The 16,052-nt window shown below is 42.9% G+C and carries 19 protein-coding genes and 2 pseudogenes; 7 read left to right on the forward strand and 14 right to left on the reverse strand.

Translation table 11 applies throughout. The features are described 5' to 3' along the window. Positions 1-92: 92 nt before the first annotated feature. Positions 93-1,268 carry an MFS transporter gene (locus tag KJS65_RS06830; RefSeq protein WP_244864420.1) on the forward strand — a complete coding sequence of 392 codons (1,176 nt, stop codon included), beginning with the start codon at positions 93-95 and terminating at the stop codon, positions 1,266-1,268. A 157-nt stretch (positions 1,269-1,425) separates the two neighbouring features. Here the strand turns inward: KJS65_RS06830 and KJS65_RS06835 are convergent, their stop codons facing one another. From KJS65_RS06835 to KJS65_RS06855, 5 genes and pseudogenes are all read right to left on the reverse strand, one after another. After that, a complete protein-coding gene (locus KJS65_RS06835; protein ID WP_244864421.1) occupies positions 1,426-2,310 on the reverse strand; it encodes an ADP-ribosylglycohydrolase family protein in 885 nt (294 codons plus the stop codon). Positions 2,311-2,334: 24 nt separating this feature from the next. Then, positions 2,335-2,874, reverse strand: coding sequence for a hypothetical protein (locus KJS65_RS06840; RefSeq protein ID WP_213649138.1), 540 nt, complete (start codon positions 2,872-2,874; stop codon positions 2,335-2,337). Positions 2,875-3,118: 244 nt separating this feature from the next. Next, a pseudogene (locus KJS65_RS06845) lies at positions 3,119-3,425 on the reverse strand (spore coat protein). Next, on the reverse strand, positions 3,422-3,631 hold the full coding sequence (locus tag KJS65_RS06850) for a hypothetical protein (protein ID WP_213649139.1): 210 nt from the start codon (positions 3,629-3,631) through the stop codon (positions 3,422-3,424). The pseudogene KJS65_RS06845 and the gene KJS65_RS06850 overlap by 4 nt, the downstream one beginning before the upstream one ends. A 33-nt stretch (positions 3,632-3,664) precedes the next feature. Beyond that, positions 3,665-3,878 (reverse strand): annotated as a pseudogene (locus KJS65_RS06855) (hypothetical protein); the annotation flags it as partial. Positions 3,879-4,199: 321 nt separating this feature from the next. Between KJS65_RS06855 and KJS65_RS06860 the strand changes: the two are divergent. Together KJS65_RS06860 and KJS65_RS06865 are read left to right on the forward strand one after the other, a co-directional pair. Then, a complete protein-coding gene (locus KJS65_RS06860; RefSeq protein WP_213649140.1) occupies positions 4,200-4,766 on the forward strand; it encodes a PadR family transcriptional regulator in 567 nt (188 codons plus the stop codon). A 107-nt stretch (positions 4,767-4,873) separates the two neighbouring features. Beyond that, on the forward strand, positions 4,874-5,284 hold the full coding sequence (locus tag KJS65_RS06865; protein ID WP_213649141.1) for an ester cyclase: 411 nt from the start codon (positions 4,874-4,876) through the stop codon (positions 5,282-5,284). Positions 5,285-5,610: 326 nt separating this feature from the next. Here KJS65_RS06865 and KJS65_RS06870 read toward each other — a convergent pair whose 3' ends face one another. The 4 genes from KJS65_RS06870 to KJS65_RS06885 all read right to left on the reverse strand — a co-directional run bounded on the left by KJS65_RS06870 (position 5,611) and on the right by KJS65_RS06885 (position 9,561). Next, positions 5,611-6,627 (reverse strand): phosphotransferase enzyme family protein, encoded by a 1,017-nt coding sequence (locus KJS65_RS06870; RefSeq protein ID WP_213649142.1) that lies wholly within the window; start codon positions 6,625-6,627, stop codon positions 5,611-5,613. Between the two features lie 201 nt (positions 6,628-6,828). Next, positions 6,829-6,996, reverse strand: coding sequence for a dihydrofolate reductase family protein (locus KJS65_RS06875; protein WP_280531308.1), 168 nt, complete (start codon positions 6,994-6,996; stop codon positions 6,829-6,831). Between the two features lie 436 nt (positions 6,997-7,432). Then, positions 7,433-8,848: a sensor histidine kinase gene (locus KJS65_RS06880; protein WP_213649143.1), complete on the reverse strand. Its 1,416-nt coding sequence runs from the start codon at positions 8,846-8,848 to the stop codon at positions 7,433-7,435. Then, positions 8,848-9,561 carry a response regulator transcription factor gene (locus tag KJS65_RS06885; protein ID WP_213649144.1) on the reverse strand — a complete coding sequence of 238 codons (714 nt, stop codon included), beginning with the start codon at positions 9,559-9,561 and terminating at the stop codon, positions 8,848-8,850. Before KJS65_RS06885 ends, KJS65_RS06880 begins: the two co-directional genes overlap by 1 nt. Before the next feature lie 166 nt (positions 9,562-9,727). Between KJS65_RS06885 and KJS65_RS06890 the strand changes: the two genes are divergently transcribed. Genes KJS65_RS06890 through KJS65_RS06905 form a run of 4 tightly spaced genes read left to right on the forward strand, consistent with a single transcriptional unit; the run spans position 9,728 to position 12,511 of the window. Further along, positions 9,728-10,645, forward strand: a complete 918-nt coding sequence (locus tag KJS65_RS06890; protein WP_213649145.1) for an ABC transporter ATP-binding protein — start codon at positions 9,728-9,730, stop codon at positions 10,643-10,645. After that, positions 10,642-11,394, forward strand: a complete 753-nt coding sequence (locus KJS65_RS06895; protein WP_213649146.1) for an ABC transporter permease — start codon at positions 10,642-10,644, stop codon at positions 11,392-11,394. Before KJS65_RS06890 ends, KJS65_RS06895 begins: the two co-directional genes overlap by 4 nt. 12 nt (positions 11,395-11,406) lie before the next feature. Then, positions 11,407-12,138 carry an ABC transporter permease gene (locus tag KJS65_RS06900; RefSeq protein ID WP_213649147.1) on the forward strand — a complete coding sequence of 244 codons (732 nt, stop codon included), beginning with the start codon at positions 11,407-11,409 and terminating at the stop codon, positions 12,136-12,138. A gap of 22 nt (positions 12,139-12,160) precedes the next feature. Then, a complete protein-coding gene (locus tag KJS65_RS06905) occupies positions 12,161-12,511 on the forward strand; it encodes a YxeA family protein (protein WP_213649148.1) in 351 nt (116 codons plus the stop codon). A gap of 411 nt (positions 12,512-12,922) precedes the next feature. Here the strand turns inward: KJS65_RS06905 and KJS65_RS06910 are convergent, their stop codons facing one another. The 5 genes from KJS65_RS06910 to KJS65_RS06930 all read right to left on the reverse strand — a co-directional run bounded on the left by KJS65_RS06910 (position 12,923) and on the right by KJS65_RS06930 (position 15,783). Continuing rightward, positions 12,923-13,147: a hypothetical protein gene (locus KJS65_RS06910; protein WP_213649149.1), complete on the reverse strand. Its 225-nt coding sequence runs from the start codon at positions 13,145-13,147 to the stop codon at positions 12,923-12,925. 103 nt (positions 13,148-13,250) lie between these two features. Further along, positions 13,251-13,691 (reverse strand): 3-hydroxyacyl-ACP dehydratase FabZ, encoded by a 441-nt coding sequence (gene fabZ / locus KJS65_RS06915; RefSeq protein ID WP_213649150.1) that lies wholly within the window; start codon positions 13,689-13,691, stop codon positions 13,251-13,253. Positions 13,692-13,764: 73 nt separating this feature from the next. Next, positions 13,765-14,289: a DUF6886 family protein gene (locus KJS65_RS06920; protein ID WP_213649151.1), complete on the reverse strand. Its 525-nt coding sequence runs from the start codon at positions 14,287-14,289 to the stop codon at positions 13,765-13,767. Positions 14,290-14,353: 64 nt separating this feature from the next. After that, complete coding sequence (locus tag KJS65_RS06925; RefSeq protein ID WP_213649152.1) at positions 14,354-15,556, reverse strand: pectin acetylesterase-family hydrolase; 1,203 nt, start codon at positions 15,554-15,556, stop codon at positions 14,354-14,356. Then, positions 15,553-15,783 carry a hypothetical protein gene (locus KJS65_RS06930; RefSeq protein WP_213649153.1) on the reverse strand — a complete coding sequence of 77 codons (231 nt, stop codon included), beginning with the start codon at positions 15,781-15,783 and terminating at the stop codon, positions 15,553-15,555. The genes KJS65_RS06925 and KJS65_RS06930 overlap by 4 nt, the downstream gene beginning before the upstream one ends. Positions 15,784-16,052 lie beyond the last annotated feature (269 nt).

Below are 16,052 nucleotides of genomic sequence, written 5' to 3' on the forward strand. Positions count from 1 at the left end.
GCGCATTGGTAAGGCTTTAAACGAATGCGTCATTACAAAGATAAATTTATATCCTTGAAAAGCTTGATTACAAAGGTGATGAGATGGATTCAATGAGACCAAAGAAACTAAAACTTTTTGCAATGAACCCGGTCATTGTGATGCTCGGACTTATAAGTTTATTTACCGATTTGTCTAGCAATATGATCGTTCCCATTCTGCCACTGTATCTGACGACGGTTCTACATGTTCAAGTGCAGTCAATAGGTATCATTGAAGGCATAGCCGAAAGTACCGCCAGTATTTTGAAACTATTTTCCGGTATGCTCATAGATCGTCTGGGAAAATACAAATTGATGATGTTAGTTGGCTATGGACTATCCAATTTGACCAAGCCTCTATTTACCTTCAGCGGTACTTGGGGACAAGTACTCATCATTCGTTTTTTGGATCGCATTGGTAAGGGGATCCGAACTTCTCCCCGAGACGCATTGATTGCAGACTCAACAACAAAAGAGGAACGTGGAAGAGCCTTTGGCTTCCGACGTTCTATGGATGCTTTAGGAGCAACGCTGGGACCATTAATTGCTTTTGGAATTCTAGCCGTGTCTACCAATAATTATCGCCTAGTCTTTTGGCTCTCCGTCATTCCAGGGGTGATAGCAGTTCTCCTCATCATCTTATTTTTGAAAGAGAATCCACATAAAGTTAAAGAAAAACGTGCAAAAATGCCCACACTTGGTTTTAAGGATTTAAACCGGCGCTTTATCTGGTTTACAATCATCTCATCACTGTTTATGATCGGGAATTTCTCCGATGCTTTTTTAGTATTGCGAGCTCAAGATGTTGGCATATTCCCTGCATTGATTCCACTTGCCTTTTTTTCGTTTAACCTATGTACTACTCTTTTTTCAATGCCTGTGGGCATTTTATCTGATCGACTCGGTCGTCGGCCGGTGCTTATTTCCGGTTTTTTTATTTTTGCTGCTATCTATTTTGGATTTGGCATGGTGAATTCCCAAACGGGGATTTGGATCCTTTTTATTTTGTATGGGTTTTATTACGCCTTCATCGAGGGCATACAAAAGGCTTACATTGCTGATATTGTACCTGAAGGATTAAGGGGAACGGCAATGGGGACATATAACGCCCTAACCGGATTAGCTGCATTGCCCGCAAGCATTCTTGCAGGGTATCTTTGGCAGACGTTTGGCTCAACCGTGGCTTTCAGTACAAGCAGCGTGCTTGCCATTCTGGCAGCGTTACTATTCATTTTCTTTCGTATTTAGAGTCAACCTGTATGCCGTCTGGGCGATTGCTCATTTCAACGAGACAGCAATGAGTATTTATCTGTAGTCAAGTTTTACGGTCTCTTAACCTTTTTTCACTCTAAAAAAAGAGCAGCTGCCCATCGGCAATCTGCTCCTCTCTATTAACTATTCGTCATCATGAAGTCTTCATGATATATAATTGCGAAATCGTTTGGTCAAGTCTTTCTTTAATGAGAATTGTATCTGCATATGGAGCTGGAATACCTTCATAGCCATAATAAATACCTGCCAACCCTCCGGCAATGGCACCGATCGTATCAGAGTCACCACCCAGATTTGCCGCCTTCTGTACGACTTCTTCAAAGTTTGACGTATGAAGCAAAATATACAGCACCCATCGGAACGTATGGACGATAAAACCACTTGGCGGACAATCCGGCAGCACTTCTATATTTTCTTCGTATTCACTTCCTGCAACCTCGGCCCTAATCGATGTTCCTAAATCTTCCCCTTGCAGCAGACGGTGAGCGATTCGGTTGTACATGACGCAGACTTCGGCACACCTGGGATCATAATGTGTCATTCGAGACTGCATGATCGTCACTCGATCGATATCAGATAGCTCCTTATAAGCCAGCGCCACCGGCAGGCACCGCATGAGCGAGCCATTCCCACCGCTTTGACCCATGTCCATGTGAGCGACAAATGCCGCTTCTAACCAGTCTCCATCATATTTTTCAAAAACATGACGAATGATGTTTCCGATATCCTTAGGCCGCGATTGATACCATTCCATAAAATAACGCCCAATCGCTTCAATAGGCTCCTCACTATTTTCGATTAACCCATCAGCTACGCAAAGCGTCATCATCGTATCGTCGGTTACTTCTCCCGCTTCCAGGTTCCATACCCCGCCGCCGATGATTTCCGTCAAATATCCATACTGTGCCTTAATTTCCTCTTCATTCATAAACTCGGTTGTTCCGCCAAGAGCGTCTCCTACAGCGACCCCATACATTCCACCCTTGATCCGGTCCATTAACTTCATGTCTATTTCCATTCCCTCCTTCAACAAATGTTCGCCTCAGGTATATGGATCCATTTCTGCCTTTTCACACAGACTTCCCCTAACTTCAGCACGGGTAAGAAGTACCCACTGATTTACTTCATCGTATCCCGTTACTTCCGCGATCACACGATGGCGGGGGTACATCCATTCAGCAGGGGTTTCAGATTTCAGAACAGCTGTGTTCGTTATACCGACGGCCTGAGACTCCAGTAAGTTAATCAAGGTACCTTGTGGAAAAAAAGCTTCGATATACCCTTCCACTCGAGTCCCGATCGGAAACTTACTTTGGGTTCGATGCCAATCTTTCATACCAAGTTGGAGCTGCTCGTGCCAGAGTTCCTCGAATTCCGCCTGACTCATTTCCTGATAATAGGATTCCTGCGAATCTAGTGGATGTTCCGCCAGCATGAAATGATAGAGCTCATGCTTTCGATTCGATGTAATACAAATGCCGTCATTATGATAAACCATCTGTCTGTACGCCATACCGTTGTTATCAATTTCAAAATACCAGGTTCCCATTCCCGGCTCCTGTATATCTTTTAAATATTTCAAAACCGTCACTCCAATCCGTACATACCCTGTAATCGACTTCTCAGGCTTAGCTCGAATATAGGGAGCAATATCCCACCAGCAGAATTCCATGTCATGATCGGAATCGAGCGCGAGCAAAAAGACTCATTTCTAATCATATCCTAAGCAGGCATCATTTCTCAAATGATCTAAAGGCCTATAATACAAAAAGCCGCAGCTATGCGGCTATTGAGCATGAATATTTTTATCGTTTTACAATAACCATTTACGGTGAGGGAAAGGGTATGCTCTGCGCCGTTTGAATCTGCTGCAGATCGACGCGGAATTGTTCCTGCACGTTGAAGGGATGATATAATCCCTTGTCAATCGCATTTTTTAGTGATCTTCTCATGCGTATCGATCGCCTGTTCCAATTGGCGCTCCAGGATAGTCTTGATCTCCGGGGTGACGCACTCCGTGACGGCCATCGCTAAATTACGGACGCCGCTCTTGGCAGTGACGAGAAAGTCCATAGCGATCACATCATCTGTCAATTTGTTCATACCAGTCATATATTCCAGTATGGGGTTCATTGCAGCCTCTCCTTTCCTTTGGCCAGGATCGCAGCGAGCTCGGCCAACTGATCGGATGACATGGCGGCATCCTGCTGAAGAATTAGCTTCAGCTCAGGCTCCGTGACCAGAGCCTGCATCGTTTTGGACTTTATCATGCAGACCGTCTTGAAGGCAGCGATCTCATGGACCTCCAAGGCTTCATGCATTGCATACATTGGATTCATCTAGAACTTCACTCCCTCGTTTAATCAAGCTTTTTACGGCTTTAAGATAACCTTGATGCAGTTATCCGTCTTCGTATCGAAGATTTCGTAGCCCTTTTTGGCTTCGCTCAGCGGGATGACATGCGTAATGATATCGGCTACGTTGACCTTCCCGGACGTACTCCAGATCACTCATCTTTCCGTCCATACCCACCGCGTCGATGACCACGTCCGCTCCACCCTTCGTGATTTCCTTCAGGTAGCTGCCGACAGTAAAGAGTAGTTTTAAGAGAAAATACAACACGCTTTTCTCCACTAAACATGTCCTCCAGAATAACTTATGTGTTCAATTTAAAGTTATTTCAGTTCCCATACTCCCGCTCATATTCAGATTCAGACTCACGTAGTCATCTGCTTTTTTCTGTAAGTAACAAGAACCCAACCAAATTAAATTATTTATGGTCAGATTAACCCCACCCCTCCCATAGATGATGGCGAACCAGCACCCCAGTAATTTGGAGAGATATTAGACACAACGAAAGGATAAGGGCATAATAAAATTATAGAAAATCAAGATAAGGGGAATATCATGTCAACTGTACGTTTACTGGTTCTTGGGGTTATTCGGAGGCAGGGGCAAACACACGGATATCGTGTGCACCGCGAGTTGTCCTCCTGGAAAATCGAAACCTGGACAAGTGTAAAGGCCGGATCCGTCTACCATGCGCTCAAGCAGCTTGAAAAGCAGCATATGCTGCGAAACGTTAATGTTGAGAACAGCGAGGAAGGGCCTGCCCGCACCCTTTACGAGCTATCAACAGAAGGGGAAGTTGAGTTCATTCAATTGCTTAAAAAAGCTCTCACCAGCATGGATATGGAATTCTTCGGTGCCGGCATTGCGTTTATGCAGGTATTGCCTCGCTCTGAAACCGTAAGTTTGTTACGCATTCGTGCGCAGCAATCAGATGAAATTCACGCTGGTCTTAAGGCAATGCTTCCACTCTATCAACCTGCAAACGATTCTCCGAATCATCAAGAATTACTCGGAATGTGGATGGCCTTTTTTCTCTCCACCTCTAATTGGACATCCGGTCTAGTGGAACGCTTGGAAGGTATTTGTGGGAAGGAATGCAACGATTCAGAGCTCCAAACGTAAAGTAGCTTGTTAAAAAGCTCCGCTAATCAAATTTGACTAGTGGAGCTTTTATTGTATATACTACTTCAGTAATCAAACTTGAATAGCGAAGGAAGGAATGATCAACCTTGTCTCTACAAGTAAATAAAGAAATCTACCGACGGTTTTACGAGGGAGTATTCAATGAAGGAACTCCGGAGATCGTAGATCAGCTTGTTGATTCGAATGTTATCGCGCATGCCCCCTTTCCTGGCCAAGGACCCGGTTCCGATGGATTCAAACAGGCAATTATGCAATTTCGCGAATCGTTTCCGGACCTGCATGTAATCGCTGAGGATATGATCGCGGAAGATGACAAAGTGGTCGCAAGATTCATAGTTACTGGAACACATCAAGGAGACTTCATGGGTATTGCTCCAAGTGGTAAAAAGTTTACTTTCGAGGAAATAGGGATCGTCCGAATTCACGATGGAAAAATCATTGAACACTGGTCCGTCGCTGATAGCCTTTCCCTCATGCAGCAACTAGGTGTATTTTGATTGTAGAGGCGTCGTTGTTCAAACTGTTTATAGCCGGTAGCTTGACCCTTTATAACCGTATTGTTATGCCTTCTAAGACTGGAAGTTTTTTCCTGCGGAGTGCCTAAACAAAGATGTTGCCGACTATTATTAACGCCGTGCGAAAAATAACGTAGGTTTAATTATCACTGAAGGCACTGTGATCGATCATCCGTCTGCGTTGACAAGAACTTATATCGTTGAAACAGAAATAGCCGCTGCCACGCGGCTATTAAGAGTGTATATGCTTAGCCGGCTGTGTTGAGTCAGCCCCTACCCCTACTTTAGTAAAATACGATGCTCACAGGTTAATGAATAATATTATAAATGCTTTTAAATTCTTGAACAAAGTCAATCGGCAGCATAGGCTCATCAGAAGCGGCTACTCGTTGAAGCTCTTTTAACCTATTCATTGACTCTTCATCCAAATTGGACACATCGTTTGCTTGATGAAAATAAATATACTGCAATACATAACGAAGTTTAATAGACTCTTGTAAATATTCTATTTCTTCTTCTTGGATTGTATTTTCCTTTAGATATCCTTTTATAAAATGGCGGAAGAACAACCTATAATATTCCGTTTTATTTTCAAATTCCTTATACGGAAAAAAAAGTGCATAACACAATGTAATCCCAATATCGTTTACGAAATACGTATAACTGCAATCATCGAAATCGAACAAATAAATGTCGCCGTTATGCAGATAAAAATTACTTTGACTAAAGTCACTATGAATCAAACCGTATGTATCTTTGGACTTGGGCAGAGAAGTAAGTTTTGTTAATCTTTCTTTTAGAATTGAAATCATTACATCATCAGGTCGCAGGTACTTCTCCGCCTTTAATTGAACTTCTTGGTCCCAGGCTTGTCGTTTAAACGCCGGATTACTCCATTCATAACCCTTTGTGGCATGATGGATTTTCCCCATTAATTCGCCCCATTTTTCGTAAAGCGATTCATTCCAATCTTCATCCGACACTTCTTTTCCAAGAGACATTTCGTATGAAATGGCTAGGAACGAACCATTTTCTGCAGCAATTTCTTCAACCATATTACCCCTGGTCGATGGAAGAGCATTTGAAACTGCCAGTCCTTTATTCGACAAAAAATTTAAAAATTCAATTTCACCCTGTATATGATTTCTTGATCTTCTAATTGTATGTGAGATTTTTAATATGAAAAATGCGTTATTTTTCTGGTATTCATAAACAAAGCTTTCATAACCGCCCAATGAACGAACAGTGTCTTTATTAATGTCATATCGCTTTATTGCTTCGGTAAGGATCTCTTCAGTGAATTGCTCTTCAATTTCTCGTAACATTTTCTATACCTTCTTTCATGCATAAGTTAAGTAGTTACATAATTTTTCCATTCGAAGGGCAAACTTCTCTTACGGTTTTTCTTATCATGACCTACGCAGTTCAAGTCAGTAACTGGTAATTAGTCTTCAATCGGTCAGCATCATTTCATATTGCCAAAAGACGGTTTTCCCGCAAACTCGTAGTTGATTCCCTGATCAGTCTTATCTTGCCTGAAGATAAGTCAGAACAATTACACCTGAACCGAATGTCTTTGTTTCCGCCAGTTTAAGCAATTTCTTATCGATCCCTTCTCCAAAGAGACGTTTTCCGTTTCCAAGCACAACTGGGAAAACCATGAGCCGATATTCGTCGATGAGATCAAGTTGCACCAGCGTTTCTCAGGTTCATCTCCTACCAGGGTTATCATTCGCTACTCCTACATCTTAAATGTTTTCCTTTATCCAAGAACGCAACCTATCTGCATAGAATGAGCGATCATCTGGATCGGACTGATAACCCTTTGACAGATAAAGTTGATCATTCACATATCTAGGGTAAACATGGAGATGATAATGCCACACGTCTTGATTGCCGGCAGGTTCATTATGTTGCAGCGCCGATTTGCTCTCTGTTTTACTAACGTTTCGTTTTCCGGTAGTTAGTTGAACAATGGGCTTCAGTAATTTACTGAAAGCCCAAATTATTTGTTCTTACTTTACATTAGTTTGGTACAATCGTACCAGTTGTCAATTGATACTGGCTTTAATTCAATAACCACAAGTGCTCCGCAGTTTCTTCATGAGATAACTATTTAACCACATGTAATCAAATTTTCTTATGTCCTAATTTTTCCTTCTGTGGTTGGGCAGGGAATTCCATGACCGCTGTTAGACCTCTTTGGTCCACACCACTTTCAAGAATGAGGCGGCCGTGATGTGCCTTTGCAATTCTTGCCACCATCGGAAGCCCCAGACCGTGTCCTTGATGTACAGACCGCTTTCTCCTTGTTGAAAAGTGCAATTCAGTAATCTCCGCTAATTGCTCCTGTGGGATTCCCCGTCCGTTATCCCTTACAATTAAGCGATATTGGGAGTGGTCCTTGGATAGAGAGGCTTCCAGTATGATTCTGCAGCCCTGCGAGTTATGATGCACACTGTTCTGGACAAGATTACTGATTGCCCGAAGCAGCAATTTCTCGTCCCCATTGATCTGAGCCGCTTCATCGGCCAGTTTCAATTCAATGTCATACCGGTCATCCAACCCATTGTTCAAAAATTCTGTGACTACCTGTCTAACCAGAACCGATAGCCGGATGTGCTTCAGATGCAAAGGCTGCATTTCATACTCGAGCATGGAGACCAGATTCAAGTCGCTTACAAGTGAGCGCAGTTTCTCGCCTTGACGCCGTATGATCCCGGCCTGAAGCCTCTGCTCCTCCGGTAAATCCGGATGATCCTCCATTTCACTTGCATAGCCGAGCACGAGCGAGAGGGGCGTCCTTATATCATGAGAGATCCCAGCAATCCAGTTGGAGCGTGCTTCATCCCGTGCTTTCAGCGCGGTTGTCTTGCTCTGAAGCATAGCCGATGCAGAATTAATACTCTGGGCCAGATCACCAAATATACCTTTGGAGTCCAACTGAACCTCTTTTTCCTTGGCAAGATTGTGGACTCCATCTACAAGTGGTCGTATCCTTCTGATGAGACGTGTGCCAATCATGATAGATAGCAGTACAGCCAGCGCCAAATTACAAAGTAGCAATAGCATAAGACGCAAGGGCAACGAACTTATCCAGTCGGGCAGGAAATCCAATTGATACTTCCAATGGCTTTTCTTGGGATACCCAACCACTATAAGACCATCCTCATACTCCGAAGTATACACCGGGTAATCCTTAAGATAATACCGAGAGAATTTGGCTACATCGACTAAATTGTAGGATCGTGAGACATCCTTAGGCAAAAGGTAATCCCAATGTACATGACCATCTTCACCAAGCAGCATGGCCCAGGTATGACTCTGCTGTAAAAGCTCAGTGGCATGCTTATCGAGTCGATAACTGTCGTCTTGCTTGTCCAAGCCTTGGACCACTTGCTTGATCACGTCTTCTGGGGATAAGTGCTGGTTAATCTCCTTGAACACCAGCGTGCCTAGTAGTATGAAGTTAAAAATAAGCAAAAATATCGAGACAAAGATGGTCGTAGCAACAAACCGGCGTAATATTCGAATAATTCCCTCCACTAACGTATCTCCTTCACCTGCAACTTATATCCTAGTCTTCTGACGGTTAGAAGATGGATCGGTTTGGAGGGATCGAGCTCGATTTTTTCGCGTACCCGCCTGATATGGACCATTAATGTATTTTCGTATCCGTAGCTGTCGTCTCCCCAAACGGCTTGGCATAAGGCATCACTCGTGACGATTCGACCTTGGTTCTCGTACAACTTCACAAGAATCGCATGTTCTTTTGCCGTTAATGGCAGCTCTTTCTGATTCCTATACACGACAGCGCTATCCAGATCAATGGTCTGTTCCCCTAATTGGAAGACAGACAGATGCTCTGTCACGGGAGAGGAGTAGATCCGCTTTAGAATCGCTCTTAGCCGCAATACCAATTCACGCGGCAGGAACGGCTTCACAATGTAATCATCTGCCCCCAAACCCAGTCCGAGTAACCGGTCTTCATCCTCGCCTCGGGCGGAAAGAAAAAGGACCGGCATGTCCGAGAACTGTCTAATGGAGGACAGAAGCGTGAATCCATCGCCATCGGGCAGCATGACATCGAGAATCGCGATATCCGGCTTACTTTTGCGGCAGATCGACAGAGCTGAAGCGCAGTTGGCTGCTGTGTAAATACGGAAAAAGCCCTCTTTTCTTAAAAAACTTTCAATCATAGTTCTGATTTCTGGTTCATCATCTACCATTAATATTTTTTTGTCATTTAAATTCTCCATGCAGCACCACCTGAATTAATTATACATGAACAAAGAGAAATATCTGTGTTTTCTAATCCTATTTAAGATTGACGTAAGGTTGTCTAAAGAATAATGAAAGGTGGATTCAGTACTGTTGAAACAGAGCAGATATATTTAAAAAGACTTGAATGGAGTTGACTTTCTTATGAGCGCATTAGCTATTGTGCAGACGCAAAATCTATCCAAAACGTACGGGGCAATTAACAGTGTAAATAAAGTTGATTTACATGTTCAGGAGGGAGAAATCTATGGGTTTCTGGGTCCAAACGGAGCGGGAAAAACAACTACGTTAAAAATGCTGCTCGGACTTATCAAGCCGTCTGAAGGGACTATCAAAATTTTCGGGGAAAGCCTGAGCAAACATCGACCATCCATTCTGCAACGTACCGGGTCACTGATTGAATCTCCCTCCTACTACGGACATTTGACAGGGCTTGAGAATATGAAGGTCATGCAGCGCCTGCGGAACGTGCCAGCTAAAAACATACATGAGGCGCTTTCTATTGTACGGCTGGAAAATCAGAAAGATAAAAAAGCTGAACAATATTCGCTAGGAATGAAGCAACGGCTGGGAATCGCAATGGCCCTGCTGGCCTTCCCTAAGCTGCTGATCCTCGATGAACCGACGAACGGTCTTGATCCCGCAGGAATTGGTGAAATTCGGGAGCTCATCAAATCATTACCCGCGCGCTATGGAATAACTATATTGCTCTCCAGCCACCTGCTCTCGGAGATCGAACAGATCGCTACCTCAGTAGGCATTATCAGCGAAGGGAATCTGTTGTACCAGGGAAGTATGGCAAGCCTGCGGCAAAAAAATAGAAATGCCATTGTTATGAAAACTGGGGATAATGCCAAAGCGGAGCAGCTGCTTTTCACTCAAGGATACAGTCCAACACAAAGTGGCGGCCGGCTTGAGTTGGGCAATCTTCAGGATACGGAAGTGGCGGAAATGAACAGATTCCTTGTTGAACACAAGATCCCTGTCACTCGGATCGAGGAGCAGAAGAAAAGTCTGGAGGATATTTTCCTGGAGTTGACAGGAAAGGAGCGTAGCTTGTGATCAAGTTATTAGGACTGGAATATTTCAAAATCCGTCGTAAAAAAATATGGATCATGATTATATTATTTCTTGTCGTAGAGATGCTTTGGGCCTTTATGTCCATTAGCCGGTCTATTGCGAGCAATCCGGATCACGCCGTATGGGAATCTGTTTTTTTTAGTATTTCTTCCATGAATGGCTTTTTTATGCCGATTATTTCGGCTGTTGTTGTCTCACGTATTTGTGATATGGAACATAAGGGATCGACCTGGAAAATACTTGTTGCTACCAGTGTGGGACGCGGGCATCTCTACGCGGCGAAGTATATATGCACTAATAGTTTGCTCCTGTATGGCATCGTTGTACAGGCCTTATTCATAATAGTGTTCGGACTCATAAATGGTTTTCCCGGTACGGTTCCTATCGATTTACTAATCCGGTTCATTGGGGGTTCCCTACTGACGACTCTCGCTGTCACAGCACTTCAACAATGGATTTCTTTTGCCATTAAAAATCAGGCCTTTGCGCTGTGCATGGGCATGCTGGGCGGCTTCATCGGAATGACCGCAGGATTATTCCCGGCTACTATTAGACATATTTTCATTTGGTCTTATTATTTGGATCTCAGTCCGGTTACTTATCAATTCGCCGAGACTGCGAGCGCCTATCTGGTACAGCCATTCAGCTTTGGAATTGTACTGGGAGCGTTGGTTATGACTGTCCTGTTCTATATCGCAGGAAGCATCTGTGTAAGCTCGCAAGAAATCTGAGGAGGGAAGTTGATGAAACGAAGTATTTCTGCGGAATGGCTCAAACTGCGCAATTCCCGGATTGTTCTTGTAATCGCTGTACTTCCAATCATAAGTCTGTTGATTGGGTGTGCGAATTATTATTTTAACCAGGGCGCCCTACAAAATGGTTGGTACAGCCTGTGGACCCAGATCAGCCTGTTTTACAGTGTATTTTTCCTGCCCATTCTGATTGCCATCTGTTGTTCCTATATATGTAGACTGGAGCATTTAAACCGAAATTGGAATATGATTATGACCTCTCCTGTATCGGTTGCCAGTATGTATCTTGCCAAATGGATTGTCGTTAGTATTTTAATCTTGTTCGCGCAAGTGCTGTTCATGGGACTCTACTGGCTTGCAGGTACCTTGTTCTCCTTACCCGGGTCTATCCCTTCAGAGACTATTGGTTGGACGATACGCGGATGGTATGCTTCTATGTCCATCAGCGCACTGCAATTGGGACTTTCGCTACGGATCCGTAGCTTTGCTACGCCTATCGGTATTAGTCTGTGCGCGGTCTTTATTGGTCTAGGCATGTATATTGCGAAGTTGGGAATATTTTTTCCGTTCTCATTGCTTAACATTGGCATGAGTGTGATGAGTCAGGATAAATTGACTGACCTGCAGAACTTTCTATTTTGGATGATCAACTTGGCTTTCATTATTATATTTGCGTCGATGTCTATTCGCCGGTTGAAGAACAAGGATATTGTCTCATCTTGATTGTGCTTAGGAGGAAAGTATAATGAAAAAAATATCGCTAGTGCTGGGGCTCATCATTGTGATTGGGGCATGCTTGTGGATGTTCTTCTTCAACCCGGAGAAGCTTAAGCCTGAAAATTCTGCGGGAAAAACAATATATTATACGATGGTAATCGGCCTCGGTGTTCAAGATGAGAATGGACGTTACAACTATGAGCTGACTTCATATAACGAGAAAGGAAAGGAAAAGAAGCTTGGTTTTTCTGCCGGAAAGCTATTGAGAGAAGGAGCTTATGTTCAGCTATATAACACACTGATCAGGGGCGTCACGCACTGGGAAGAGGTTACCCTCGAGGAGCTACCAGAGGCGGTTCAGCGGCAATATCAACAATAATACGAATGAAATCATGTTTTTTTGAGGCTGCCACATGGCAGCCTTGTTTCTCGTTTCTTGAATGCATCGTCGGTCGTACTTAAATTCCGAGATGAATAATAAATTGATTATAGTTAAAAACCGCTACTTTTCCTCTGTACGGTTCAACCCCCGAAGCGATTTAACGTATCTTATAGTTCCGTCATAATGTAGGCACTTTTGTGCATTTTTTTATGACACAAAATTCCCTTCACAAATAACAAAAAGCCTGATTCATCAGGCTTTCTTCAAATTTAATATGTAGGTGGACTTGTGTCATTAGACAATTATTCTCTGCTAACATACGGCTGCAGACTATAGCGGTCTCAATACCTTGGTTATAAATGTTCAATATTGTAGTAAGATCAATTGTTGTGCTCTCTATCCCTTCAACTATTCATTCTTCTGCTTTGCTACTTGCATACCGCCGATGATAAGCATGATAATTCCAATTACAGCCAGAATAATCCGAACTAAGAATGGACTCAATGAAAACACAGTTTCACCTTGCCAGTACAATCCGAGCAACCTTTCATTCAGTCCCACAATCGCCAATAAGGGCTTAAGAAACAAACTCAGCGCTAATAATACTATCCCCAAAATAACATTACTATTCATGGATTCAAAACCTCTTTTCCAATGTGGTAGTTGCGGCCAATAATGACAGCCGGTCTTTTTGATCGTCTGCCTTGAACTGTCTTCATTGAGCTATTGTTCTCCGTTAGTTGAATGCCTCAATAGTATTAAATGAAAACATGATTTCTGCTTCACAAACCAATTCATGGTTTACCATGGCGATGCCTGTTCCTTTGACTATCTGTCCCTTGGTTCGGGTCACTTCGAATTCAAGATGGAGTTGATCCCCTGGTTTTACTTGCTTTTTGAACCTACAATTATCAATACCAGTCAGCAACCCTATCATATGGTTATTGCTCATTACGTTGAACATAGCGATACCGCCCACCTGAGCCAGTGCTTCTACAATCAATACTCCAGGCATGACGGGATAATCGGGAAAGTGACCAAGGAAATAAGGTTCATTGAAAGTCACATTTTTAATTCCAACGGCTTTCTTTCCCTCAACAATTTCTAAGATTCTATCGACCAAAAGAAAGGGATATCTATGGGGAATAAGCTCTTTAATTTGATTAATATCAAGCATGGATTGCCTCCTCTGTTATTGCCTTATAACCATTCTAACGTCATTTGGAGAAATCTGCCATTAATCCTTCCCGTTAGCTTAATGAATTATTGTTTTTTGCATTATTAAATCTATGTATGCCAAACCCTTTAAAATTGGAAGCTAGTATCGCTTCTCTTAGGGGATATAAATTTGTAGTGAATCTTAATTCAATTCCTCTTTGAATTAATCTTTCTATTAAATCTCCATATATTTGCACTGTCTTGGGTTTAACTGCTTGATGAGAGATATAATAACCAGCTGTCTTATCAAAGAGTTCAAAACCTTCATCCTTAAAGCTATATCTAAACATGGTCTGGTTTGATATCCGTGTATACCAATCGCTTTCTACTGTAACTATAATATTGGCAGTCGTGTTATTAAAGAAAAGTTGCATTTGCTGATCCGTTGTCATTTCGTCTCTTCTCAATACAATACGCGGGCAATCCCTGGGAAAATAGTATGTAAACTCATGCTCTTCGTCAATTGCCCAAACTACTGCAGGAAAATCGGGGCGATTTTGTTTTTCTTTGGGAATAAATATTTTGATACGATCATCCTCACTAAAATGATATAGCATGTAATTTCTCCCCTTTCATAACGAGTGCACGAAGTGATCGGCGGCCTGATTGTCGGTGATTCAACTATCGTGCTAGTGCTACAAAATGCCGCCCCACAGAGTAATATTCATCCTTATTCACGGCATCGTCCAGCCACTTCATCAGCTTCACCCCGTCCTGTTCGGCATTGTAGAAATGATTTAATGGGGAGAGTGTATGTGGTGTCCTGCCCGTCTTCTCGTTAAGACCGTAATCTGTGATGTAATAATAGTAGCCTGGCAATACTTCAGTTAGCTCTCGGGCAGATTGCAGCATGCGCGCCGACCAGCGATGCACATATTCGTCATCATCCGAAACATCACCATTCAGATCCTTTTCAAAGTCGAACAGCAGCTCGTCATAAAGTGTATTGGACTGCAAAAGTACCGCATTGTCCGGGAGCAGCTTGCGGTTCGCTGTGAATATGGACGAAATCAAATCATCGTGGACTTCATATCCAAAGGTTGCTGCAAAGTTGGCACTCCATTCGTTATCGATAATATTCGGCCAGCGTTCGGCATTCAAGTAGGAGCCGTCCGAATATTGATAAATGCGGGCATCCGGGTAGCATTTCGCAATCTCAGGCGCCCAGAAGGCAGCTCCGAATCCTCCGGCGCTTTCTCCCGCAATGAGGATCTTTTCAGGCGCAGAGAAATGGTTTGTAACCCATTCCAATGCTGCACGCGTATTGGCTTGACCGTTGTAACGCATTGTAAACGGCTTGCCTTTGGCGTCCGTATATTCCTTGGATGCATTCCCGATATGCAGATCACCAGTAGAATAAGGGATATATACAATGTTCCAATCCTTGAACGGATTGTCAGGGTTATTATTTTTCAACAGTCCGCCAAGCGTACTTACCTTAAAGAATGGAATGTTCGGAAAGTAATATTTGATCTTACCGTTCTTCATTACATCACCCAGACTGATCGGATGCGCGGCAGTCACCTCATCCCAGGCCACACCGCCCCCAGAAAAATAAATGATCAATTTATTTTCAGCAGCAGCTCCCTTATTGGCAAGTAAATAATATTCCGAACCGTCGGCAGAAAATACTTGTGCATCCTGATCAAACTTGATTTTATTCCAGACATAGCGCTCCGCAGCAGCCCATTTATCCGGTTCAGCAGGCTTTTCAAGGATAAAGAAATAAACATAACCCACCAAAACCCCGAAAATAAGTATAATTCCACCTATCGCAGTCAGGAGAATCTTGTTGATTCTTTTCATTGTTTTCTTTTTTGTCACACAAAGACCGCCCTTTCAACCATAATGTAGTCAGCAAGTTTTTCAAATAAAAACAGACGGTGTTCACTACCGTCTGTAACGCGCTGTCGATCAGATTTTTTTTCTTCTTTAATGAGTAGTAATTCAACTCCACATAATTCCTCATCAATTGTATGATACCACAGAATGGAAATATCTGGCGTAATATTTGCCCCGAAAATCCCCTCGCAAACACCCCATTTATTCACCGCTACTTGAGATACGGTTCACCGTAATATATCTAGCTAACGGTTCTCTTTGAGCGTGTAAGCCCGATCCAATATCGAAGTTATACGTAATAGTGGAATGCCCCCCACTGGCTTTGGACAAGATTCCCATTGTTTTAATTTTTATGATTCCAAGTAGCTTTCGACAATTTTCATCAAGGCTTCTTTGCTTATTTTATCCGTATTTGCCGTTACATTATAAACGTATTTTTCATTTTTGTCTGGGCTCTCGTATACCCATGTCAACTCGC

Source organism: Paenibacillus sp. J23TS9 (assembly GCF_018403225.1).
In the GTDB taxonomy this organism is placed as follows: domain Bacteria; phylum Bacillota; class Bacilli; order Paenibacillales; family Paenibacillaceae; genus Paenibacillus_AQ.